A 26,440-nucleotide genomic window follows, 5' to 3' on the forward strand; every position below is an offset into this window, starting at 1 on the left:
CGCAAAATATAAAGATCCACTCCCCGACACAACAGCGATCGCAAACCGGACCACAGCACAGAAAGCTAACGCCACATTAAATTTGATTAGACACAGCAGATCGGATTGCCAATTCTTCCGCAAACTATGGCAAAACAAGGTTTAGTGGAAGACATCATGGACGCGGTTAAGGACGTCTGTTACCATCTCCCCTTCTGGGCGGTTCCGGTTATCGCAAGTTTGGGTGCTTTCGGAGCGAACCGGCTTTGCTGGAAAGTGATCGAGCCATTCCGTCAGCAAGCAGGCGAGTCTTTGGATCATTATCCCTTCTACGCAGGCGGTATCGTCTTCCTGCTTCTCATTCTCGCCGGCACCACAGGCTGGTTCGAGCGCAGAAAACATAAGCGCACACTCGCGGAAACGAACTCCCTCGAGCGTCTGCGTGCCCTTTCCTGGCGGGAATTCGAGCATTTGGTGGCCGAAGCCTACCGTGCGGCGGGTTGGCAGGTCCGGACGGGCCCCGGAAACGCGGCAGACGGCGGAATCGACATTGAGGCCCGTTCCCCCTCAGGTGCACGCGTCTTGATCCAGTGCAAACATTGGAAACGCCAGAAGATCGACGTAAAGATCGTACGCGAGATGCTCGGCGTGCTGACACGCGAGGGCACCGACAAGGTCATCGTCATCGGCACAGGCAGCTTCACCAAAGACGCCATCCAGTGGGCCGAAGGACAGCCCATCCAGCTCGTCGACGGCCCCAGCCTGCTCAAGCACCTGCAACAATTCCAAGGGGGCACTGGTGTCCAAATAGGGACATCCACATTCAGCAATGTGTGGCTTTATTAGAAGTCAAGACAGTGCGAGGATTGATGCAAAGTAACTGCTGCACTTGCTCTTCCTCTATACCGTCACATCTAAGCATAGGCAAGACTTCGTCATGGATCAGGCATAATCCATCGTAATCAGCATCCTCAAAGGGTTCCGAACGATGGCGGGTCTTTTCATCCTGGAGATTGTCATAACATATATAGTCATGAGAGATGAGCAGACGGTGGAGCCAGTCTTCAGCAAGGCTGGCAACCATAGCGGCCTTCCGGGCGAGGACTTCCGGTTGGTTGCGGCGTAATCGGTCAATCTCGACCCAGCAGCCACGCGCTAAAATCTCACGCACATAGCTGATATTGTCGGTGTCTCCACAATGCCCGACAATTATTTTACCGAGAGTCGCCCCTGCCGACTGAAGGAGGTCGAGCACCTCGTGGGTATTTCTCCGGGTTGGCGCAGTGTGAACAAAGAGCGGGAGTCCTGTAGCACTCTGAGCCCGCCCAACCGCCTCCAGTAGATATCGGGCAGCTGAAGTCATTTCTTCGACGGCACATTTGAGAATTCCCGGTCGAATCGAACTATCTTCCGCGCCGTATTTGCATTCGTCTACCAAATACGACGCCAGGTCTTCGGCGGGGAAGCGCGAATAGGAAAAATCGTCGTAATAATAGAAACCTGTGGAGGCAACAAGATGGACACCGGAACGCCGCGAGACTTCGGCCAGCAAGCGCAGATCGCGGGTCAGGTTAAGCGGGGTGCCATCCACCACAGTCCGCACGCCATGACGCTGGGCGAGTCGACGAAGTTTGTTGGTAGCGGTCTGAATCACATCTTCCCTGCGGAACCAGCGTTCGCCGAAATAGTGGTAGAGGGAGAGCGAAGAACAGAGAATGTGCTCATGAATCAGAGTCGGGCCCAGATCTTCAGCAGCCACAGGGCCAAGCACCGTTTCGACCTTATATTCAATTTGAGACATCGGCTGTGTTTTCAAAAAGTCGGGCTTACATGACGCTACACAGAGGGAGCGCCACAATCGACTTCTGCCTCTTTTAGGCGGTTAAGGCTATTACGCCTTGTCCAGCGAAAGCACCACAAGGTGCTGATGTTCACGAAGAGTCCGACCGCACAGGTAAAGAGAATCGGCCCGCCATGACTGACTCCCATCGCGATAGCAAAGGTAGCCAGCGACACATCTTTCAGCACAAACAGCAGATGCATCCCCTGGGAGAGACCACCGGTTTTGCCGCTGCTTCGAATCATGAAGATCTGTGCCATACCGCCCTGAAGGTAGATCAGGCTAACCACGACCATCATTGCCGGCATAATGAGCGGGTTCAAATTCTCGAGCGGTCGGCATGAAACCATAATCATGACCGATAAGAGAAAGGCAGCGAAACAGGCCAGAAAGGCAAAGCCCGATACACGACATCGACGGTCCCAGTAAATCTGCAGTAAGATCAGCAGTGCCAGAGCAATCCCCAAGAGACGGGGCCAAGCCAGATAGTGATTGAAAGGGTTGAGCAGGCCACCGTAAGTGAACAAAGCGAGAAAGACGATGAAGCTGGTGACGAAACGATTAATCGACAGCCCCTCTGACACCCGCTCCTCGCCATGGCTTTGCCGGAGGCGCTGCCACAAGAGCCGCACCTGCGTCGCCAAGCCAGCAGAGGCAAGGATCGACAACAGGGCGCTAATTACCCCGGTTAAGTGGTAAGTGGACATGCGTATGCCTCCGACTCAATTGATTGCGGGATCAGGAAGCTTCCTCGCGAATCATGAGCACGACCTTACCCATGTTTTCCCGGTTTTGGAGAATTTGATGGGCTGCATCCGCATCCTGGATACCTACAACCCGGTGGACGACCGGCTTAATCGCTCCGGACTCAAATTGCGGCCATAGTTTTTCCACCAGATCCGACAGTATTTGCTGCTTCTGTTGCAGTGAACGCGAACGCAGGGTGCTGCCAATCAAACGCAGGCGGCGTGTCAGCACCGCCCTCAATGCCAGTTCCGTCGTGATGCCTCCCAGCGTGGCGATCAACACCCAGCGACCATCCAGCGCGAGCTTGGAAAGGTTGGTACCCAAGCCTTCGCCCCCGACACAATCGAGCACGACATTCACCGGCTGACCGGCTGCCAGACATTCATCAAAGGCCGCGTCGACCGATTCCTCGTGGTGGTTGACGATGCGGTCGACTCCCAGCTCACGCATCAGTTCGACTTTAGCGGAACCGCCTACCGACGTCACCGTGCGGGCGCCCAAAGATTTGGCAATCTGCAAGGCCGCGATGCCCACTCCGCTGGCTCCGGCATGAACAAAGGCAGTTTCGCCGGACTGCAAGTGCGCTTCGTGAACGAGGTTGAGCCATGCAGTGGCAAAGACTTCAGGCAGCGATGCCGCCTCGGCCATCGTGAGTCCCTTCGGCACCGGCATCAACAATTCCGCCGGCACGGCAACCTTTTCGGCATAACCGCCACCACCGAGCAAGGCACAGACTTTATCACCAACTTTCCAGCGGCCACCGTCGACCTCCTTACCGACTTCGAGAATGACACCAGCGACTTCAAGCCCCATCCAGGGGGGCGAACCTGGAGGCGGCGGATACTTGCCCGCACGCTGCAACAAGTCAGCGCGATTGACGGCAGACGCATGTATTTCGATCAAAACTTCACCAGCTGCGCAGACCGGATCCTCGACCTCGGTCCATACCAGTGATTCGTCATCGTTCACTTTGATTACATTCATGATTTTATTTCTAAGGGATGCCTGCGTTCACACAGCGGGAAAGCGATTCGTCTACCCGAGAGCTGGGAAGCATAGGCGCCATAAATCATCTCAAGCACGACCTGGGCATCCTGCGCACAGGACAAAGGTTCGCGTCCTTCCTCCAAGGCACAGATTAAATCCCAGGCGGCCCGTCGGTTATTACGGAGAAAATATAAATGAAAACCTTGATACTCGCCGCACTCCAGTGGATCAGCCCCCGGGATCTCACCATCATCCGGCATGGGAACATCCACAAACTGTGCCTCGTCCTCGGGCGGGAATGGCGAGCGGCTCAGCCGAAGCTTTCGCTCGTCATCAAAGCGAACAGCCAGAGTCCCGGTCGTCCCAACAATCGTGATGCCCATGCGAACCCCGCGCTCGGACATGCCCCTGCGGCTTTCGAACCAGCCACGCACTCCATTGGCGAATTGATAAGCACTCCAGACTTCGTCTCCCGCAACCGGACCGATCGGCTCGGCGGTTTCCAAACACTCACCCGCCTTTATGGGCTTCCCCTCGTAGGTGATGTCTGCGGAAACGTGCAAGGGCTTTCCGAAAAAGAAACAGGCCAAGTCAAGAATGTGCGTGCCCAGGACAAGCATGTCTTCACCGCCTCCCCGATGGTCTTCCTTGCCGCGTCCATAAAAGGATAGCACGCGCCCAATCTCTCCGGCCTCGATCATCCGCTTGGCCGTCTGAAACACCTGCGCATAACGGCCCAAATGCGCGACTGCGATTCGAATGCCTTGCTGCGCAGCTTCATCGACAATGTGGTCCGCCTCTTGCAAACCTGCCGTGAGCGGCTTCTCGCAGTAGACATGAATGCCACGTGCAATCGCGGCGGCAAGCGGCTCTGCGTGCTCGCCGGGCAAACGAGAGCAAACCACTAAAATATCAATGGACTCGGAATCCAACATATCCGGCAGGCTGGCATAGTGCTTGGCCGCCCCGACCAACTGCCGTCGCTCGTCGATCCCCTCATGGTTGGAGTCCACCAGAGCAACGATCTCGGTGCGCGGAAGCCCCTTGAACGCAAGATGCGTCAGGTGCCCTCCCAGGCCGGACTGACTCGTGTCGTAGTAAACGCCTACCCGCCAAATTTTATCTTTTTGCTTCATAGAAGGAAACGGTCTTAGGCGAACCCTCCGCAGGCACGTGCTCCGTCGATCAGGTGGTTACTCCCGCTGATCATCGCCGCATCTTCGGAACTTAGATAAAGGATAAGCTTCGTCACCTCTTCGGGCTCAGCGGCACGGCCCAGGGGTGTCTTGATGTTGGCCATCGCCTCACGCGTCAACACCGGTCCGGGTGAAACGCAGCATGCACGAATACCATGCGGAGCACCGGCCAAAGCCAGCGACTTGGTCAGACCAATCATGCCACTCTTGGCTGCGCCGTAAACGACCGCTCCCGCCCCACCAACGACACCGCCAACAGAACCCAGATTGATAATCACTCCGCCTTTCTGAGCGATCATCGTCGGCAAAACCGCCCGGCAAAAATAAATCGGCCCAGTGAAGTTCACTTCAATCCCCCAGTCCATCGCTTCCAGTGTCATCTGGTCGAAGCCTCCGGGGCATTTACAGACGCGGTGTGGATTGCCTCCAGCCACGTTGGCGAGAATATCGATGCGACCATATCGTTCCACCGCACGTGCGGCAGCTCGCTCGACTGCCTCGTATGAGCGTATATCCGTCACTTCGGCGCAGGCATCACCTCCACTCTGTCTGATCTTTTCGGCCGCAGCTTCAACGGCTTCGGCATTGACGTCGGTCAACACAACCTTTGCGCCCTCGGCGGCATATTGCTGCGAGCTCAGCAATCCCAGTCCCGAGGCTGCTCCGGTGACAATGGCTACTTTATCTTTAAATCTCATGCTATGATTGTGGGGTTATTCAGGACTGATCGGACAGAGCGAATGCCAGACCGTCATCACGAGATGAACGACCTGCACCGACAACATCGTCTCTTTGATGCCTCATCTCTGGCAACATTAATATTGTAAGCAGACTGGAAATTAACATGTAAATATAATCTGTTTTCAATTTATTTTCAGGAAGAAAGAAGTGATACAAATGCCTACGATACGCGACATCGCCCGCGAAGCCGGGGTCTCAATCGCCACAGTCTCACGCGTCTTCAGCAATCATCCGAACGTGAAGGCTGAAATCCGGGAACGCATCCTGCGTATCGCCCGCAAGCACAACTATGTGCCCCGCCTATCCATCGGCCGACGCACGGTCATCCTCATAACCCCCTCACGTTACGAACACCCCGTTCAGAGTTATGTCGAAATGGTCATTGCGTGCTTGGCGGAAGCAGTCGGCAAGCGCGGCTACCGTATAGAAATCATCCCGGAAGATAATCTGGAGCGCTTGGAAAACACACAGTTCTGCGCCGCCATCCAGATCAGTGCGGCGGAGCTTCCCTGGAAAAATTGGGGACGGCGCTTCCAAGCGCCACTCATCCTAATCGACCGTGAGCCACCCCAAAAATCAAGTCATGTATACGCCGTGCGGTCCAATGAAAAGCAGGGCATGGAACTGGCGATCGACCATCTGATCCAAAAGGGCCATGAGCGAATCGGTTGCCTGATTAGCAATACGAAATGGGGAAACCCGTCACTCCGGGCACAACACCTGAAAAAAGCCCTGTCAGATCGCAAACTACCGGCAAGTGACGCATTTATCCGTGTGGTTGATGAAGCCAACTATATCGAAGAGACCGGTAAGCTCCTACAACGGAAGATAAGCGCCATCTTTGCCCCGGGCGGCATGGGGGGCATCATCACAGCCTACGCCCTATCGCTCTTTGGAAAGAAAGTTCCCGAAGAGGTTTCACTGGTCGCGTCCGAACGGGCCACGACCTCGCGCTACTGCCTCCCTCCACAAACCTGCATCACCCAAAACTACCATGAGCTCGCGTCGATTGCGACCGACATTGTGGACGCAAGCCTACGACGGATGGAAATACCACGGGACACCATACTCGATTATCAACTCATTGAGCGGGACAGTGTTTCAGGCAAGTGAAGCTTATTTTTCATCTTCCGCATCGTCATCGATTGAAATACCTTTGGCCTGAAAGGCTGCCTTATCGGACAGCGATACATGGTCTTCAACCATTCCGTTGTCCAAAGGATCATCAATGCGCTGGGAAAGGTCACGGAAAAGTCTCCGAATATCGACAACGCCACCGATGAAAAACCAGACGGTGAAGATAATTCCAATCAAGGGCGAGACGACCAGACTGGTAAAAAAGAAATACTTACTCCACCACTCCACCGGCCACGGTGAGAATGCGTTCCAGATCAAAACGCCGATAAAGCAAAATCCAAATTTATATATGATCGCATAACCGAAGGCAGACCACGCAATCACCTTGTCGCCCAATGTATACTCGGGCGTCACACCAATCATTTTAGTAAACATATGGCGAAGGCTCCATTTGTAGACTGCCTTTTCTTCCTTATCCACGGCGTAGACGCCACGGTGAAGCAAGCGGTCCAGATTATAGGGTTCCTTCTGCGTCAACCATGAACCGAGAATATAGGCAACCGTTCCGGAAACCATTGCCATAAAATAGAGTTCATACGAATTGATTGGAAATTTCACGGCGTCCATCTCCCACACAATATAGGGATTAAATGGCTTGGAAAGCGCCTCCAAGAAATGGCCAACCGGGATATGCCAATCATTTGAGACAAGCCAGGGATATACGGTTTCCGCCCAGTTCCGTTGCAGGAAAAGTCCGACCGCCGACAAACCGGAACCGAATAATAGAGCGCCACAGGCACCGACTGAATTCCCGAAACGGCTATACAAACCGAAGATCATGATGGGCCCTGCTCCACCTAACCATAAACCGGTCATGATGACAGTGAACATCTGGATGTAGTCGATCTGGATAAAAAAGATCGAGACAACGAAAAAGAAGCAGCACACACCGACTGAAGTCAGGCGTAGAATCATGACATGCTGCTTCGGCGTAAAAGGCTTCTTACGAAAGGGAAGGATCATGTCCTGAACGATCGTCGATGATGCATTAAAAATGCGGGAATCATCGGTTGATAGCAGCAGCATAATCATGAGCAGGCAAAACAGCCCCGTTAAACCAACCGGCAAAACATTCTTCAACGCGACCGGAATCATCATTTGGTGGTATAAGGTCCTGAATTTCTGGTATTCCAGATTTCCTTCAGGCGTGCCAGCCAGCACACTCCTAGCCGTCTCCATATAGGGCGCATCAATATTGTTTTCCTGTGAGAGTGGAGCGTCTTCCCCAATGATATGACGCTGTATCGGTATGGTGGCGAATTGTGCGTTGAGCTGACCTCTTACCTCCTGGTCCGCTACCGCTTCCTGGGCAACTTTCCCCGTCAACTCAGTTCGAATTTCGTGCGCCTTTTCCGCAAAATTCCGGTGCGTCATCAAGGTAATCAACATGACCGCAATGAGAAGCATCATGAGATAAGCAAACAAACTTCTTAAGGTGCCAAGAATGCCCGACATTTTTTGCTCATGCGGCGTGCGACCACTACCTGACGTGTCATTTCCAATCCAGCTCGCCCGGTTCAGAATACTTCCCACAAGCGTCACAATAATAGCAAATATGTTAAAGTCGCGCAGGTTCTCGATATCGAGTGGATTGATAAAGCTTTCACCATTCACCCGGTCCATCATCACGGGAGCAATCGTATCGTGCCACCCGTAATTCAGGTAGATATATCCGGCAATGATGACAAAGATCGGATAGCTCATCAGCCCTTGAAAAGCGTCCGAGATCAACAGTGAAATGCGCCCTCCCGGCCAAACCACAACCATACAGAGACATAACGAGGCGGCGACTAGAATGGCAAAGGTGGGCATAGCGACACCAAACACCGTAAAGCTATGCGGCAGGCCGATGTAGTAGATGAAGAAGTTCACGGCAACCGCCGGACCAATCGCATTCGTAATCATCTCCGCCAAAGTTCGCAAGGTCGCGGCGATGATGCGAACCGGCTTATTGTAGCGCATCTCAAGAAATTGCCCGATCGAAAGCGCCTTGGTTTCACGGAACCGATAGACACAGTAACCAGTCAGCCCCATGATCACACTAACCGGAACGATCAAATACTGCCAGAATGCCAGACCGTAGCCAACCTGATATTTCACTTCGATCAAGGCGACCAAAGTAATAACACTCAAGGCCGAGGTTAAGTCCCCGGCAGAAATAACATAGCGCCCCGCGACTCGCCCTGCCGCCAGAAAGTCCACGACGCCTCGCACGTATTTACGACTGTATACTGAGATATACAGAACTAGGCATACCGGCAAAACAGTAATAATCCAATCGATCCAATGCATAGATATCTATAGTAAAAATACTCAAAAAAACGAGGCCCCTGCAACAGCCCTCAAGCGATCGCAGGGAACCTCCAACAAAATCAAATTTGCTCCTAGCGGCGAATGCCCATCCGGGCACAGAGCTTATTCAGGCAACGCCTCTCCCCAAACCGCCAACTCACCAATGACCAACTGGTTGTATACCCGATCCGCCGTCGCCTCATCCCATGTGCTAAGGAACACTTTCACATAACGCGCCTTACTCGGATTCTCACTGCTAACTACGATTTCAACATTTCGCTTCGGATCGGATTCAGAAGCATCCAGAACCGATTGAGTTCCATCCCATACTCCCAGAGGAGTGAAATTCTCACCATCCTCGCTGACCATGGCTTTAAATGTCGCAGCACCGCGGTTACCGTTGGCACGTATCGAACATCCGACATGCTCAACCGCATAAAGAGATTTTAAATCGATCAGAATTGTCGCTCCATATCGGGAATGCCAACCTCCATAAACGGCGGTGGTGCCGATCCGCTCACTGTAACCGTCCTGAAGTTTTTTGGTCGGAAATTTAACCAGCTCCGGGTCTGTATTACCCATCTCCCCACCAAGCGACTTATCGACAAGAAATGACATCGTAGCTCCGGTTGAAATTTCACCACTACTTGAAACCTTGCTCATTGCTCCGGGATAAGATGCAGGACCATGCTTGCTAACATTATCCGTCAACAGTTGCGACGCCTCAAGGTTCACAGCCATCGCAGACACCAAAGCGGCAACGGCGACACTCAAAATTCTCATCGATTTATTTCTCATATGTATGATTCGTTAATAGTTGTGACTTACTACGACTAGGAAACGATACTAGCTCCGAGGCAGGGCGCATGACTTCCGGACCATTAGTTCGCCGGAGATAACTTGATGCGGGAGATCAGAAATCTTGTTATTCAATTTTTCGTCCACCCATTTGGCAGCGGCGGCCCCCATATCCTCCAAAGGTTGGCGCATTGTCGTCAGAGGAGGATTAAAATACCGGCTTGCTGAATTGTCGTCATAGCCGACAACCGAAATATCCGAAGGAACATTACGTCCCATTTCGACACAGGCCGTAATCGCCCCCCACGCCATTGAGTCGTTATTAGCAAAAATCGCCGTCACATCAGGGCAGCGACTCAACAATACCTTTGCTTGATTATAGCCAGCCTCCTCGGAAGTCTGAGTGGGTTTATGTTCTACCAGCCATTCAGGCTCAATCGAGGCTCCATTCGATTGCATCGTTTGCATAAAAGCATCGACCCGGTCACAGTTATCCCCTTTCGAAGCATCGCCACACAAATAACCAATTTTTCGGTGGCCCAAGCCGAGCAGATACTCAGTCTGCGTCTGGGCTCCCGCGATGTTATCGCAATCGATAAAACCAATTCCCTCAAGCTCAAGTCGATGGGAAACCAATACCGCAGGCACCCTTGCCTGAACTAACTTCTCGGCATCCCGATTCGACAAAGGACCGACAAGGACCATGCCATTGCAGCGTTTCTTCCTAAGCAACTCGGTAAGATCCGGGCGATCCCCGTCTTCCTCCAAGCTAGGCGAATAAAACAACAAGGTGGTTTCAACTCCCCGATCGAATGCGTATCTGGAAACCCCCGAAAATATCTGCGAATAGAAGCTATTAAATGAGGGCGCGTCTGCCTCGACCACTATCCCGATGCGGGTCACCGTCTTTCTTGCTTTACGACGCGGCTTGTAGCCATGCCGCTCAATTGCCTCGAAGGCTTTTTTTCGAAGCTCTTCACTAACTCCACTCTCATTATTGATTACCCTGGAAACGGTAGCCACCGACAATCCGGAATCTTTTGCTATAGCTCTAATATTCATATTAGCAGAATCAAAATACAGTTAGAATACTATCAAGTCCAACGGACAATCGCCCCCTCCCCCGTCCAACTTGCGAAAGCCCGTCGCGAAAAAATAAGAGCGAGGAGCATGCATAGACATAGGGGAATAATTTAACATTCGGGATATTTTCAACTTGATGTTACGTAATTATCCATATTTTGTTTCGTAACACAAGCAAAACTTCTTCATTCGCCTAATTAAAGTTAACCCCCGAGACAACATAGGTAAATTTGCCCCTCGCATCCGGTCATTCACGCCCCGACTGCTACTCCAAGTCCACAATGGACGGGTCCATCAATGAATATACACGCTTCAACGCTTGAGGACAAGACCGCTACCCGCGATCATCGACCGCCCCCTACTGGCAGCCAGTGCCCCACCCCCACGCTTTCCTCAAAAAGGAAAGAAGCGAATTTCCGGGGCCAGACTGAGAGTGGGTTCGCCCTACTTGTGGCGTTATTGCTCATGGCCTTTGTTGTTTTTCTGATGCTTAGCCTCAGCCTAATCATTAAAGTTGACACGCAAGCAGCCGAAACGAACGCACAAGCAGAGAAAGCAAAGGCCAATGCCCTGCTCGGCCTACAAGTCGCAATCGGGCAGCTACAACGGTTAGCTGGCCCGGACACTCGCGTCACAGCACGTGCAGACATCTACGGCGTCACAGAGAACAGCCCTTACCGATTCTGGACAGGTGTTTGGGATAGCCAGGACGACAACCCAGGCACTGCCGGATCCAACCACGCCTTACGCAAGGCCTACTTAGCGCATAATGCCGACGCCAAACCAGTTCCACTTGCATGGTTAACATCGGGCTTAGACAACACCGCTCCCGAGGACCTCAACCCGCTAAGCATCAACATTCCATCCAATCAGCAGGTCCTACTCGTATCCGCTGACAGCACGACAAATGTTCCAGCCGTCTTCGCAGGTAAACAGACGATAAACACCCGCGCCTCCGAACCAAACGGCTCCTACGCTTGGTGGGTCGGGGATGAAGGAGTCAAAGCACGCATCAACACCGATGCCCCGCTGCGCAACGGCAATGCGACAATTGACGATCTATTGGGACCGACATTCGACACGGGAACGGACCAAGAAAAAGAGACACTTCTGTCTTCAGCACTTGGTTCTACAGTAGGCGTTCATCATACGGGGAGTTTCTGGGACAATTTACCCGATACCTCGCTAAAGGACCTGAGCAAAGCTGCCAGTTATGAAGACACACAAATCCCGTTAAACCTAAGTTCCGATGCCGAATATAGTGAATTCAACGTCATACGTCATGACTTTACCACCTATTCACGCAGCTTGTTAACTGACATCCGGAAAGGCGGCTTCAAAAAGGACCTCACCCTTGCGTTCCAAGAACCGGAAGTCTTCGAACAATTCTTTGGAGTCCAGCCAAGCACTCCGACCTATGCCTATCCCAGTCAGGAAAAGGACGCCCTCACAGAAGGACTCAAGAATTTCTCAAACCCACCTCAAGAGCTGTTCCTCACTCCAGAAATACAATCAGTAAACAGTGAAAGCAATGTAGGCCCCAACTGGGGAACGCTCTACCACTATTATCATCTATACGAGATCCCCGGGGTGGCAGATGGAGCGATCAAGCCCATCTTCCCTTGGCCTCAAGAGGAAGGAAAGGCGGTGAGAAACCCGCCGATGATCAACTCCGACACCTACCCCTACACAAACTACTGGGACCCCGATTTATCAACCATCAACAGTACCAGGCAAGACCGACAGCACCTGAATAATCCAATCACACCTATCATTGAACGCTTCCAAATGACATTCCGGATAGGTGCAATCACAGAGACAGTAGACGGCGAGACCAAATACAAGCTCCGATTCTACATGCAACCGATGTTGGGGCTCTGGAACCCGTATAATATCAAGATCAAGAGAGCCTATGATGATAACGACTACCCCGATTATAAGTTGGAATATGAAGCAGCCCCCGAATTAGAAATCTCAGGCGTTTACGATGGGGGCCCACATGACGGAGAACCATTCACCAAAACGATCAACCTCGCAGCCGGAGGCACAAAAGCGAAAGATAAAATGAGCTACACAGATGGCTTTTGGACCTTATATTTGCCAACCGACTTCGACCTGCTTCCCGGAGAGATCAGACTCTTATCCTCGCCGAATGAAACAGCCGCCCGAGAGAAAGAACTGGCCTACGGCTGGCAAGAAAACAATTTATTCTACTTCAGCTGGCCCTCAACCTTCTTGGATGATCCGGAATCAGATGGCACCTATGATTCCAAGGATCTGGATGACCCCAACCACCCCAATAACATATATGTCGATGGGGATGCCACGATCACAATCCGCAACCTGACATTTAAAGACCGAATTGAACCACGCTCGGGCAAGCTGCATCCTGAACATCACCACGGGGCATTTTTCGAACTCAAACACAGAACTCCGAGCAACAATTCCGGTTTGAGCGCACAAAGCTTCTCCGGTCTATGGAAAGATACGGAATACGCTGCGAACAACCCAAGCTGGTCACTGTATCCCGGAACAGCTGAGGACGGGGTAATTCCGGCATTTACCCCCAGCAGCATTGCGAACTCCTCAATTGACTTGGGAACATGGACCTTTTACCTGCGCACCACGCTCGAATCAAATAAGGCTTTACGCAACCTAATCGACGCAAATCCGCGCGCAATTAATGGCACACCTCGCTACGATGGGCCGGACCTTTTCGCAACAGCCGCCTTTCAGGCCGGTGGCGATAACGGATACCTCCCCCCCGGATCGGTGATCGAGCCATCCTTCGGCGATTACGATCGCTACACCGGCCTCAACGGCTCCTCCATTTCAGATCCAAGCTTAGGCGTTTCCCGTTTGGTTCTGTTTGATGTGCCACGATACCCACCCGTATCGATCGGCCAGTTCCAGCATGCGAATCTGGCACGCTATGGTTTCGAACCAACTTATCTGCTGGGCAACTCCTACGCAAATCCACGCATTCCTCTGGACAGCACCCAAGCCTTGGATTTCGACGCCATCATCGGTATGAACCTCTTTGATACGGCATACATGGTCAACGACCAGATCTTCGACGAGTATTTCCTCTCAACCGTGGATTCAGGGATAAATGAGGCGAATTTCCAATCTTTAATCAGTCAAAGCAAAAGGCCTTACAACACCCGCTTGAGCATGGTCGTCCCTGAAGGAGCCACCCTTGACCAGATCCGCGCATTCGATGACCCGACAACGATTCAAGCTTGGGGAGGACGCTTCATGGTCGACGGAGCCTTCAACATCAACTCAACTTCCGTCTACGCGTGGAAGGCCATGTTAAGCAGTATGGACCAACCTTTCCTGCGAGTCGACATCGACGAGACAGCAGTCGACGCCGGCAGTTTAACCGAAACGGATCCGGACGGCGTCTACATCTCACATTTAAGCCTCCCCATCTTCGATCAAGGCTATGAAGAAAATTCGACGAACAATGAAGCCTTCTTCCAAGGTTACAGGAAACTGTCAGACGCCGAGCTAACCGATCTCGCCAACGCAATCGTCCAAGAGGTCAAAGACAGAGGCCCCTTCCTATCAATGGCCGATTTCATCAACCGCCGCCCAAACTCCGACACGACCGAATACCAACGGCGAGGAGCACTTCAGGCAGCATTGGACCAAACCATCAACCAAAATATTTCCGACGAACTCGCAGCTCCGGCGGTGAATTTGGACGCTTCCATTTATTCGCAAGCGGTTGATAACAGCGGCAGCGACAGCCAAGCCACCGGCTATCCTGGCTATGTGCTACAAGGCGATATCTTGCAGGCATTGGCACCACTCATGACAGCGAGGTCCGACACATTTGTAATTCGGGCCTACGGCAGTTCAGACAACATCACAGGGAGCTCAAACGAGGCCTGGTGTGAAGCGGTGGTGCAACGTGTCCCGGACATGGTGGGCACCGGCAACGATCTCTCAAACTACTCCATGGTAGAATTAGCGGCGGAGACCGCAAGCCTGTCAAATACGGTCAACCAGAAGTTCGGACGCTCATTCCGAATCGTCGCCTTTCGTTGGCTTAGCAAGGATGAACTATGAGCTATCTTTTCAAGCTCCCTATTACACGCCGATGGTGCATTGCCATATTCTGTTTCCTCCTCACACTTAACGCAGGCGTGGGGCAGGAAAACGATGCTCGCATGCAAGCCAAACTCACGACCCTCGCATGGGGGAAGCCGGTTTCAGGCCTGTTCTATATGAACGACGGTGTAGTCGAAGAGCTCAAAGCGTATACCGGTGGCTTTAGCATGCCATCCGATTATGCCGGCAGCAGTTTGATTAATTTCTATTCGGAAAAGAGCGTGCTCATGCTCCCCGAGGAAGAACGTCCGCAACCCGTAGCCACTGTCCAGATCGACCCATCACTGAAGCATGCACTCCTACTATGCATCCCCGGATCGTCTGAAAAATACAAAATCATTGTCCTGGACTTCTCCTTGGACGCATTTCCTCCCAAAAGCTTTCGTGTATTCAATTTTTCACAACATCGGGTAGTCTTCGCCCTCGGCGATAAGCCGGATATTCATACGGTAGAACCAAACCAGACATCGATAATCCGGCAGGATGACCTCAAAGAGACCAATCAAATGGTCAAGGTTCAGCTAGCACATGAAAGCGACGGCGAGATGCGTCTGGTATACAGGTCTTCGTGGGCAGTCGGTTCGGAAATACGGAATACCGTGTTCATACTGCCCAAGACAAACGGAAAAGGCGGCATCCAATTACGTAAATTTGTCGAGCGGGGATTACGTCCGTCGGGTGGCGTGAATTAACAACTCAAGAATACAAGGGCATCAACGGCCAGGAAGAGGACAGTCCCCTTCGGCAAAGGCCATAGTCCAGACACATGTAAGGCTTATATTACCAGAATGAAAAACGCATCAAAAGACTGGTCGCTCATCGAGAACGGAATCGACCTAGAGAATATAGAGAAAAACGGAAACAGGTTCCTGATCGGAAACGGTTATATCGGATTACGCGGGGTATTGGAGGAATACGGGAAAGATCAGTTGGTCGCCTGCACCTTGAACGGCCTTTACGATAAAAGCGGTGACCAATGGCGTGAACCGGTGAATGCCCCAAACGCCTTCAACCTGGAAATCCGTGTTAACGGAAAACAACTCGAGACAACTCCAGGCGAGATCCTTGAACATACCCAATCGCTCGACCTCTCCAGAGCGATTCACTCCCGTCGCACGACCTACCGTCTGGCATCCAGCGAAACTCTCACCCTTGAAATCGATCGCTTCCTCAGTGCAGACAACATCCACCTCGGGGTCATGTCATGTCGGATACAGACCACAACCGAATGCGAATTGGAAGTCCGAACCAAGATTGCCAGCGATATTTGGGATATCAACGGGCCGCATCTCAGGGACTTTACGCCCAACGGACAAGGCACTTGCCAGTGCCTCCAAAGTTTAACCATCGAAAAAGGCATACCCGTTTCCGTTGCCTCGGACATCGCAGCATCCAGTGACTGGGAAATCGAGACGGAATCCTCCCAATCCGCCCACGTGCTGCGCCTTACGTCCGAAGCGGATAAAAGCTATTCCATCTACAAGTATATCTCAATTTATAGCGGGGAGGATACTCCAGACCCGACTTCCCGAGCGATGAATACGGCATCCCAGGCTAGAGACTTGGGATACGAACAGATTCGCTCTGCACATGAAGCAGTATGGTCCGAACGCTGGTCACGCAGCGATGTAGTGATCAAAGGCGACGAGGAATCTCAGTTTGCTTTACGCTATTCCATCTACCACTTGCTCATAGCCGCACCGACAAAAAATGGCTTGTCCATTCCAGCCCGTGGCCTGTCAGGTCAAGTATACAAGGGAGCCATCTTTTGGGACACCGAAATCTTCATGCTCCCCTTTTTCAACCACACCCAACCGGAACTCGCTCGTCGCCTGGTCGATTACCGCTTCCACACACTGGATGGAGCCCGGCGCAAGGCAGCCGACTACGGCTATCGCGGAGCCTTTTATGCTTGGGAAAGCCAGGAAACCGGCGACGATGCCTGCACCTATTTCAACGTAACAGATGTCATCACAGGCCGTCCGATGAGGACGTATTTTCGTGACAAACAAATTCATATAAGCGCAGACGTCGCCATCGCAATTTGGCGTCATTACGAGCAATCCGGCGAAATCGAGATCCTGACTGAAGGCGGTGCTGAAGTCATCCTGGAGTGCGCCCGATTCTTCTATTCCTATTCAAATTACAAGCCGGACCGCGAGCGCTACGAGTTGCATGATGTGGTCGGCCCGGACGAATACCACGAACGTGTTAACAACAATGCGTTTACCAATGCGATGGCGCGCTATACCGCTCAAATTGCCATCAAAGTCAGCGAACTCCTGCAAAGACAACAACCTGCGGAATGGTCCCGGCTGGCCCAAAAGCTTTCTCTAGGCAACGAGCTGCAATCATTCAAGGAACTCGCGGAGAAACTCTACCAACCCGAGCCAGAGCCGGAGACGCTCATCATCGAGCAATTTGACGGCTACCATCGACTCGAAGACAACCGTCCGGAGTCTTTAAAGGAACGCCTCATCAAGCCCAATGAATACTGGGGCGGCGGCAACGGCATTGCGACAACCACGAAAGTGCTCAAGCAAGCAGATGTGGTCCTGATGTTGCACCTTTTTTCGTCCGAGTATCCGGACGAGGTTAAATTGGCCAACTGGGAATACTATGAACCACGCACCGAGCACGGTTCCAGCCTAAGCCCCTGCGTCTATGCCCTACTCGCGGCCGAATTAGGCAAAACAGAATGGGCCTATCGCTACTTCAAGCGCACTGCCACAATCGATTTGACAGGTAAGTCCAAACAATACGTAGGCGATCTCTATATCGGCGGCACCCATCCCGCAGCAAATGGTGGCGCTTGGATGGCAGCGATCCTCGGATTTGCAGGACTGCGCGTCGGTGCTCAGTTCGTAGAGCTTCGACCGAACCTACCCGCACAATGGGAAAGCTTGCAATTCCGCTTCTGCCGCAAGGGTCAATGGTTTCATGTGCAGATAAGCCCGGATCAAATCGAAGTGATTTCAGAGGCCGGGAACGATGACGAGGTCCCATTTATTCTCGACGGGGAGCACATGAGCTGTGCCCCGGGAAAAACAATTCGCAGACAAAAAGAGGAAACCATTTCCGCATGAACCTGGAACCCGACTTCATAAAAGACGCTGAGGGCGCCATCTTTGATCTGGATGGCGTCATTGTAGACACAGCTAAATATCACTATGTCGCCTGGAAGCGACTGGCCGACGAGCTTCGCTTTGAGTTTACGGAAGCCCACAACGAACGACTCAAAGGCGTGAGTCGTGTGCGCTCTCTCGAAATCCTTTTGGAAATCGGAGGCTTTGATTTTGGCGAAACGCTCAAACAGCAAATGCTGACTCTAAAGAATGGATGGTATTTGGAATATATACACCAGATGACCGGCGAAGAGATTCTGCCCGGAACTCGCCAATATATCGAAATGCTGAAATCCAGAGGAGTCCGGATCGCGCTGGGCTCGGCCAGTAAAAATGCACAGACTATCCTTAACCGTCTCGGTATCGAGGACCTCTTTGACGTCGTGATTGACGGCACCTCGGTCAGCGAAGCCAAACCGTCACCCGAAGTATTCATCCGCGGAGCAGAAGGACTCAAGCTCTCGCCGGAACGCTGCGTGGTCTTTGAAGACGCCTCATCCGGGGTTGAAGCTGCCCATCGTGCGCAAATGAGAGCGATCGGCATCGGCAGCAAAGAAAACCTGCCTGATGCAGACTGCAATGTTTCCGGCCTATACGAACTACTAAGTGGCAGCCCGACAATTAACTAAACGGGCGGGCGAAGTATTAGAATTTTAAAATCAATCCTCACCTCACACCTATCGATATGATCAGAAAATTAATAAGCTTTATTCTCGTTTGGCTGGCGCTATGCGGAACGTCATGGTCCAGCGAAATCTACCTGCTCAGTAATAATTTCCCAGGCAAGAAGAGTATACCAGCAGGCTACAGCGAGTGGTCTCAAAGCCTGGCCACCGACATGAAGGTCGAATGGGTCACACAAGGCGAATGTGCCTCCGACAAGGAAGCTCAAAAGACTGGATCGGGTCGAGTCCTTTTCGATGGCAATACCGGGAGCAATTGGAAGAGTATCGCATACAGCAAGTGGAGCGGCGGTAGCTGGGTGACACTCAATCTCAGCTTTGAGAAGGAGTATTTAATTCAGGCACTCGACGTCTGGGCCCTGCATGAGAAATCACGTGATACGGACTACGTGGAAATCCTCTTCAGTCAGGATGGGATCAACTACATCCCCCACCAACGCACTCAAATGCCGGATCTGCCGCTGGGCGGAAAACAGAACTTCGTCAAAATCCCTCTCCGCCTGGAAAAGCCTGTTCTCGCGCAATACCTCCAAGTTCGGATTTGCCGCAAAAAAAGCGCTCGCCAACAACAGATATCGGATATCGCCGTCTGGGGAAGCGAACCCGAAAACGGCAAGAAATATCTGACCGCAACTGACAGGCCTGAAGTCGAATTCACCGTTAACAAAGTGCAATCCGGTGTGGCCGTCATCGATTGGAGTGCTTTCAAAAAACTAAACCCGAACGTAAAATCATGGACGATCTACAGTAGTTCCCATCCCTATACATCGATTCAGGATGAGAGCGTCGAACTGCTGAAGAAAGTCGGCGGCAAGGAGGAACGTACCCTCCTCTATCCATTGACTCCTGGTAAGACTTACCACTTCGCAGTCAGTGCCGTTTTCAACGAAGGCGAGAATCCGAAGGTCAGATCAATCGAATGCGCGATGCCGGAACCACTGGCATGTGACACCTTCTCGGACATGGTCGCCATCAATCACTTCTGGGGTGGTGGCGGCAATCGTCAAAAGGACTCCGACCGCAATGACGAAGCCTACGAAACGGTCGCATTGGATCTCCTCGCCCAAACTGGGATCTCACACATCCGTTGGTGGCTCACAGACCGCAGGATTGTGGAAAAATACTACAATAAGGGTATCGGTCTCTACACCTATCCCTACGGCAATAATATGGATAAGGGTCTTGAGCTTGGGGTCCATGCATTCTCAGGCCCCGGCAACGAACCGGACCTGAAAACCAAGCCGATCGAACGCTATGTGAACAGCCTGAGAATCGTCTACGAGAAGAAGGAGAAGCTCAGTCCGGAATCGGTCATTTGCGCTCCCTCCAGCGGATTGGAAGACAGTTCAATCGAATGGCTGGATAAAATGTATGAGCTCGGCGCCAAACCCTATTTTGACGTTCTCGACCTGCACAGTTACTGCAAAATCGCCGGTGGACACATCGAGCCCGAAGGATATCCGAAAGGTGCCCCTGAAGCCATGTTCGACAACATGCGTAAGATACGCCAAGTCCTGGAAAAACACGGCGACTGGGGAAAACCAATGATCTCAACCGAGTTCGGCTACAGCGACTCTCCAGTTAACAATCCATCCGGACCGATGACACCCCAGATGAAAGCGGATTACCTCGTGAGAGGCTTGATCATCCATCACGTCCTGGGTTTCAAGCGCGTGTTCCTCTATTCGTTTTTCGACGAGGGTGAAGACATCAATTTCACCGAACATACCTTCGGCATCATCGACTACTATCTGCAGAAAAAGCCTGCGTTCTATGCCATTCAGACCCTGATGCGCACATTGGAGGACGGCGTCTATGAAAAGCCGGTCTCTGGTATCACCCTGCCTTCCTACGGCTATGAGTTTCGCCACCGCGATTCGAGTAACCGGACTGTTGTCCTCTGGGACGGCACTCAGAACCGTATTGCCACATTCAAAACCAGTGCCGCCGAAGTCACACTGACTAAGCTGCTGGGCGAAACACTGACCCTGATCCCCGATCAAGAAGGGTATGTGACAGCGCCCTTCGGCTCCTCCCCGGTTTACTTAACCGCCCCTTCAGGGCTGCAGTTCGTGAGTTCCGAGGTTGCTCAAGCTTCAGACAATCAAAGCGACTGGTCTGTGCGACCGACGGTGAAGAAAGTAATAGCAGGGCCGAACCAGAAGACAATTTCGCTGCCTTTCACATTGGAGGGACAAATTGAAGGCGAGCAAACGGTCCGCGTCATCGTCACCGAATCCAAGGCCGGCGTCATTATCGACCGCATCTTGACGGTAAAGGGAAAGGAGCAGGACTTGAAGCTGGATATCGATCTTGCGAAGCTCACGGCATCCCTGCAAAAGCTGAAGGTTCAAGTCGTTCAAAAGACCAATGGCTTGGCCGTCTCCAAGGAATATTCCTTTTTCCTGCGCCGACTTCAGGAAATCACGAACAGCCAGCAAGCCCAGCTCGTCAGCTTTCCCGGTCTGGAAAGCCCGGTCCATGTCCTCGGCAACGATCAAATCACCGCGACGATTGATTCTGCCCGCGGGGGACGTGTGCTTGAAATCATTGATCACAAAACACTCACCAACCAGTTACGTCTGGATTACAACGTTCTACCGAACCTCCCCAGCCTTCCGTTCGCTTATGGGATCTGGACCAAATTGAATGGTCAGTTGAAAGACGCCCCGATGAAAGTGCTGCAGGCAAGCACCCAAATGCTCATCCTACAAGGACAGGTCGGCGATCTGGAAATCACCCAATCCTGGCGTGTCAACAACTCGGCCCTGGAGCATCACGTCCGGGTTGCCAACAAGGGGACTTCGGCCAAGAACTTCAGCCTGGAAGTGCATCCAGAGTATCAAGTCGGAGGCAACGGCGAGTCCGTTACGGATGTATTCTATTTTCCCTTAGGGCAAAGAGTCGAACGTCTGCCTTTCTGGAGTGGCTTGGGTGAAAAGCAATGCGGAGAATTGACCCAAAACTGGTGGGCGGTCCTCGACACAGTTGCCGACCTGAGCATGACCCAGACGCTTGAACCTAAGGATTGGGCCAATCCACGGATATGGTTCGGGCAAGGCAATTATAATGTTGAACTGAAAACACGCCCGGGGCTGCAACTCGAAGCCCAAGCGTCCTGGGAAACCAGATTGTCCTGGATATTGGAACACGGAAAAACCGAAACAGACTTTATCAATACTAATTCAGCACATTGATGCGTTCAACGAGATAGAAATTAAAACTCACGCAGCCAGCATCGTAAGCCTATCCGGTGCTGGCTGTTTTTTTCTGAAATCATCCCAAAACTCTAATACGGATGACAGGAAGTCATACCGCTTCAGACGAGCACTTCCAACGAATTTTAAATTGACAGACACAGTCCCTTTTCTTTTGTTTCGTAACAAAGAATTATTTTTTCGTAACTACGCTCCAAACACTTATCCCCACATCTTAAGCCCGCGAAACAGCCGCCAGAAATAGACATTCGAGCGTAGCTTGATTGAAGAAGAAAAGGGCCTGGCGCCTCGATTCGAACCAGCATTCATCCCCCCAAAATGCCCGCTCTCCAAACATCAGCCGACCCCGAAAAACACTGAAAGCATTGGAATCCAGCATTTTAACCTACCTGAACTCCCCATACCCCAAATGAATCACGCCCTAACATCAACCTTGCTGCTCTTGATGGGAAGCGCTACCGCCTACCCTCAGATCAGCATCGAAACCGACGGCTCCTACGCCGCCAACCTGACTAAGATCACTGTAGACGGCACGGAATACACATCATTCATCGACGCCACCGTTACCCAATTCAGCATGTATGGTGACAATGGTAGAACGACTCAATTCTACCCGGATGGAAGCAGCCCGTTCGTGGGAAGCGCCGCCCCCACCGCATTGGAAGACAGCAGCTTAGGCACAGGCTACACGGCCTTGAGAAGCCTCAGCTTTGACTTCGAAAGCGCAATCGTGAACGAAGCCGGTGCCGACATCTTTCTTTTCGAACTATCTCCCACCGAGAGCAGCTACCTGACACTGAATATTACGATCAACGGAACTACGATCAATTACGGAAGCTCCGGTAACCCGTTTATCGACTCAGGCATCAATACAACCTATCGGCTGAGCGAAGGCCCTTATTTACAGACTGCGACCACGCTCTCCGAACTGGTAGCCATACCAACTTTCACCACATACGGCAGTGTCGGCACAAAACCCATCGGATATCTGGCAATCGATTTATCCGATTTCGGGATCGCAAATGGGGCAAGCGTTTCGAGTGTAACAATTGTGGGCACAACTGTCGGTGATGGACAATACGACATCTCAGGTATTGTCGGCTTAGGCTCAAGCAATGCAGAGCCTTCGATCAGTATCGAGACAGATGGTGGCAGAGCCGCAAACCTGACGAAGATCACGATTGATGGCACCGAATACACATCGTTCATCGGAGCCACGCTGACACAATTCAGCATGTATGGGGATAATGGCAAAACGACTCAATTCTACCCGGACGGGGGCAGTCCCTTACTCGCCGGCGCAGCTCCGACTGTGTTGGAAGACAGCAGCCTGACCACAGGCTACGGCGCATTGAGAAGCCTCGGGTTCGACTTCGAAAGCGCGGTCGTGAACAAGGCAGGACCCGACATCTTCCTTTTTGAAATCTCCCCAAGCGAGAGTAGCTACCTCACGCTCAATATTACGATCAATGGAACCACGATCAATTACGGCAGCTCCGGCAACCCGTTTATCGACTCGGGAACAACCGCGACCTACAGACTCTCCCAGAGCCCATATCTCCAAACAGCCACCACCCTCGCGGAACTCATGGCGATTCAGGAATTTACCACATTCGGCAGCGTCGCAACGATGCCGATTGGCTATCTGGCAATCGACCTGTCCGATTTCGGGATCGCGAACGGAGCGAGTATAACAAGCATCTCAATTGCCGGCACAACCTCGGGAGATGGACAATACGACATCTCGGGCATTATCGCCGTTCCCGAAGATCCACTCACTCCCCCGCTCGGCGCGTTGTCCGTGTTAAGCGGCAACAGCTTTTCATCCACCGAAGACTTCGAATTTTACGGAGACTTGGGGCATTACGCTTCGCCAAGAACCGGCGTGACTTACAGTTTCCTTGATCCGGTCAATACAGGTGGAAGTGAAGTCACCAATGACCCGAACCATACTCTATTAACTTCCGGCGACGTTGCCAGCACTGCCTCAGAGGACATGCTCTATCTCGGCAATACTTCCGGGATTACGCTGATCAGCACAGTCTTTGACTTAGGCGACGAATGTGAAGTCGAATCGGTCGACACCTGGGTGCTCTGTGGCGCAGGCACTCAGACCAAGAAGGTAACTTCCTACGTTAGCGTGGACGGCACAACCTACACCTATATGGGAAGCTCCACTGTCGATTATCCAACAGAGGACTCGATCATCCTAGTGAATCAAACCGTTAGCACTCCCCTCACCGGACGTTACGTCAAAACAATCATCGAAGAGAAAAGCTTGGATTACCTAGGCAACTGGTCCTACACCTCTTCCATCGGTGAAATCGTGATTGTCGGACAAGCACCGGATCCCGCAGGGCCCATCCAGCTTTTAAGCAATAACTATCTGCGTGAATCCGGCACCTACAACACATCAATGTATAAAATCAGCACCGGAGCCACTTACAGTTGGTTGACTGCTCAACCCTTTGTCACGGGTGACGAATTGATCGCTTCGGATGAGGATGACAGCAACGACGGTGTTGGCGGATACCCGGACCTGACCGATGGTTCCGACACGCAGACGGACGCGTCGATGGTCGCCAGCAGTTCCACAACTTACCAAGACCAATATGCAAGTGTGCTCTTCGACCTGAAAGACATCTATGATATTGGCGAAATCGATGTCTGGACGATGGCCGACAGCACCCGCTACATGGATGGCTACGAAGTCCTCATCAGCACCAACAATTCCAGCTACACCTCACTGGGATATACCGCGAACGAAAACAGTCGCAGCACCGGCGGTATGGTGAACGCGTGGACAGGAGGCATTACCGGCAAGAATGCGCGCTTCGTTAAGATCATCATGCACAACGCTTCCGACTCGGAACAATTGGTCATTGGTGAAATCGCGATCTGGGGAACCCGCCCTTACGACACGACGCTCCCAATAAACACCACGCCGGAACAGGTCGTCGTCAATACGAGGCTCAACAACTACAGTAAACTCTATCTCGACTGGACTGACTATAATCACGTGGTGAACGACGTTGATTCCTATAATCTATACATAGAAACGGAACCGTTCACCAGTGTCGCCGACAAGACTGCAGTTCAGAATATCCTGACCGGTTCCACCGCGCAAAAGGCCAAGTTCACTTCCTACTTCGCTCTCGAGCCGGAAACCACCTACTACGTCGCCATCACTCCGGTTACCAGCGGGGATGTGGAACGCCAGGATGTCACGCCTCAGGTGCTGACGACACCCGCGGTTATCGATACAAGCGGCACACTCCGCAATCTGTTCTGCATCAATGACCCGGCCTACGGTGCGGGCGACTATGAAGATCATGATGACGAGTGGACGAACATGCTAATGAAGGCCGACCTATTGAAAGAGATTGGAGTGAATAAGAACCGTTGGTCCAACCATGATGGTCCCGTGATGGACCAGTATTCATACCGGGGCATCAACTTCCATCTGTTTTACAACGATCCAAGCAAATTGAGCTTCGATATGGGCTATGGAGTGTGGTCCTTCTCCACCTATAATGAGCCTGATTTAGCAAGTGCGAACGTCGTGACGGCCACGAACACGATCAAAGCCAATCACGATGCACTCAAAGCAACCGACAGCCGGTTGATGCTCTTCGAGCCCGCACTCGGCGACACCAATACCTCCGGCCTGACCTGGCTCGAGAATTTCTACAATGCGGATGGGCAGAACGGAGACCTGGTCCGGACCTACTTCGATGTCATGGATGTGCATGCCTATTGCAAATACGCGGACCCGTATCCATCCGGTCTACTTCCAGGTGTGCCTGAAGCGCTCATCGACAAAATTGACGACCTGCGTAGTCTGATGACCAGTCATGGCGACGGCGACAAGCCCATCGTCTTCACTGAGCTTGGCTGGAGCACGTATACTGGTGGAGGCTCCTATTTACGCGGTATTGATGACACCACACAGAGAAACTACCTGGCCCGTGCTTTCATGATCTCGGCCGCCAAGGACATCAAAGCCATATTCTGGCACAACTTCCAAGACAACGGAACCGATGGGACCAGCATCGAACACAATTTCGGCATTATCGATTGGGATGGGATTCCAAAGCCCGCCTACTATGGCTACTACATTCTCTCGAGGGTATTGTCAGATGCCGTCTTTGATGTTGAGCTGAGCAACGTGACCCACCCCAATTACGGATACCGCTTCCGGGATGAGAAGCATGATGTTTACATCACGGCCATTTGGGCCGCCGATGAAGCCAGCAGAACCGCAAATCTAACCACTTCGGATTCAACAGTCAAGGTAGTGGGGATTGACGGCAGCTTAAACTCTGTTGAAGCGAGCAATGGCTCTGTTGCAATCTCCATCACCGGCGCACCGGTCTTCATCTATTCAACGACTCCACTCAGCGTCACGACCATCAACTGAACTCTAACACTCAATCAATCCAATACCAATATAACCGGACGACAAAGAACCACATCTTTGCAACTGTTCTAACTA

At 52.2% G+C, this 26,440-nt stretch carries 16 protein-coding genes; 8 read left to right on the plus strand and 8 right to left on the minus strand.

Annotated features, from left to right (window positions below; genetic code table 11):
• Positions 1-126 precede the first annotated feature (126 nt).
• Positions 127-825 carry a restriction endonuclease gene (locus O2597_RS06995; RefSeq protein WP_269523572.1) on the plus strand — a complete coding sequence of 233 codons (699 nt, stop codon included), beginning with the start codon at positions 127-129 and terminating at the stop codon, positions 823-825.
• Here the strand turns inward: O2597_RS06995 and O2597_RS07000 are convergent.
• From O2597_RS07000 to O2597_RS07020, 5 genes are read right to left on the minus strand one after another with little or no spacing between them, the layout of a single operon-like run.
• Entirely contained in the window at positions 803-1,780 is a 978-nt protein-coding gene (locus O2597_RS07000; protein ID WP_269523573.1) for a phosphotriesterase family protein, read from the minus strand. The genes O2597_RS06995 and O2597_RS07000 overlap by 23 nt on opposite strands.
• A gap of 35 nt (positions 1,781-1,815) precedes the next feature.
• Positions 1,816-2,526: a hypothetical protein gene (locus O2597_RS07005; RefSeq protein WP_269523574.1), complete on the minus strand. Its 711-nt coding sequence runs from the start codon at positions 2,524-2,526 to the stop codon at positions 1,816-1,818.
• Positions 2,527-2,557: 31 nt separating this feature from the next.
• Positions 2,558-3,550, minus strand: coding sequence for an NAD(P)H-quinone oxidoreductase (locus tag O2597_RS07010; RefSeq protein ID WP_269523575.1), 993 nt, complete (start codon positions 3,548-3,550; stop codon positions 2,558-2,560).
• A complete protein-coding gene (locus tag O2597_RS07015) occupies positions 3,547-4,689 on the minus strand; it encodes a Gfo/Idh/MocA family protein (protein WP_269523576.1) in 1,143 nt (380 codons plus the stop codon). Before O2597_RS07015 ends, O2597_RS07010 begins: the two co-directional genes overlap by 4 nt.
• A gap of 14 nt (positions 4,690-4,703) precedes the next feature.
• Complete coding sequence (locus tag O2597_RS07020) at positions 4,704-5,447, minus strand: SDR family NAD(P)-dependent oxidoreductase (protein ID WP_269523577.1); 744 nt, start codon at positions 5,445-5,447, stop codon at positions 4,704-4,706.
• Positions 5,448-5,646: 199 nt separating this feature from the next.
• Between O2597_RS07020 and O2597_RS07025 the strand changes: the two genes are divergently transcribed.
• Complete coding sequence (locus tag O2597_RS07025; RefSeq protein WP_269523578.1) at positions 5,647-6,603, plus strand: LacI family DNA-binding transcriptional regulator; 957 nt, start codon at positions 5,647-5,649, stop codon at positions 6,601-6,603.
• A 3-nt stretch (positions 6,604-6,606) separates the two neighbouring features.
• On the opposite strand, the gene O2597_RS07030 is transcribed toward O2597_RS07025, so the two are convergent.
• From O2597_RS07030 to O2597_RS07040, 3 genes are all read right to left on the minus strand, one after another.
• Entirely contained in the window at positions 6,607-8,919 is a 2,313-nt protein-coding gene (locus O2597_RS07030) for a sodium:solute symporter family transporter (RefSeq protein WP_269523579.1), read from the minus strand.
• A gap of 123 nt (positions 8,920-9,042) precedes the next feature.
• The gene (locus O2597_RS07035; RefSeq protein WP_269523580.1) at positions 9,043-9,717 is read right to left on the minus strand and encodes a discoidin domain-containing protein; all 675 of its coding nucleotides are present in this window, start codon (positions 9,715-9,717) and stop codon (positions 9,043-9,045) included.
• Between the two features lie 48 nt (positions 9,718-9,765).
• A complete protein-coding gene (locus O2597_RS07040) occupies positions 9,766-10,779 on the minus strand; it encodes a LacI family DNA-binding transcriptional regulator (RefSeq protein WP_269523581.1) in 1,014 nt (337 codons plus the stop codon).
• 471 nt (positions 10,780-11,250) lie between these two features.
• Between O2597_RS07040 and O2597_RS07045 the strand changes: the two genes are divergently transcribed.
• The 6 genes from O2597_RS07045 (at position 11,251) to O2597_RS07070 (ending at position 26,365) form a co-directional block, all read left to right on the plus strand.
• Complete coding sequence (locus O2597_RS07045) at positions 11,251-14,877, plus strand: hypothetical protein (protein WP_269523583.1); 3,627 nt, start codon at positions 11,251-11,253, stop codon at positions 14,875-14,877.
• A gap of 101 nt (positions 14,878-14,978) precedes the next feature.
• The gene (locus O2597_RS07050) at positions 14,979-15,611 is read left to right on the plus strand and encodes a hypothetical protein (RefSeq protein WP_269523584.1); all 633 of its coding nucleotides are present in this window, start codon (positions 14,979-14,981) and stop codon (positions 15,609-15,611) included.
• Positions 15,612-15,707: 96 nt separating this feature from the next.
• Positions 15,708-18,005 (plus strand): glycosyl hydrolase family 65 domain-containing protein, encoded by a 2,298-nt coding sequence (locus O2597_RS07055; RefSeq protein WP_269523586.1) that lies wholly within the window; start codon positions 15,708-15,710, stop codon positions 18,003-18,005.
• Positions 18,002-18,673 carry a beta-phosphoglucomutase gene (gene pgmB, locus O2597_RS07060; protein WP_269523587.1) on the plus strand — a complete coding sequence of 224 codons (672 nt, stop codon included), beginning with the start codon at positions 18,002-18,004 and terminating at the stop codon, positions 18,671-18,673. The genes O2597_RS07055 and pgmB overlap by 4 nt, the downstream gene beginning before the upstream one ends.
• A gap of 56 nt (positions 18,674-18,729) precedes the next feature.
• Positions 18,730-21,924, plus strand: a complete 3,195-nt coding sequence (locus tag O2597_RS07065) for a hypothetical protein (RefSeq protein ID WP_269523589.1) — start codon at positions 18,730-18,732, stop codon at positions 21,922-21,924.
• A gap of 430 nt (positions 21,925-22,354) precedes the next feature.
• Positions 22,355-26,365, plus strand: a complete 4,011-nt coding sequence (locus tag O2597_RS07070; protein WP_269523591.1) for a hypothetical protein — start codon at positions 22,355-22,357, stop codon at positions 26,363-26,365.
• Positions 26,366-26,440: the final 75 nt, after the last annotated feature.

The sequence above is a fragment of the Coraliomargarita parva genome, assembly GCF_027257905.1.
Taxonomy (GTDB): Bacteria; Verrucomicrobiota; Verrucomicrobiia; order Opitutales; family Coraliomargaritaceae; genus Coraliomargarita_A; species Coraliomargarita_A parva.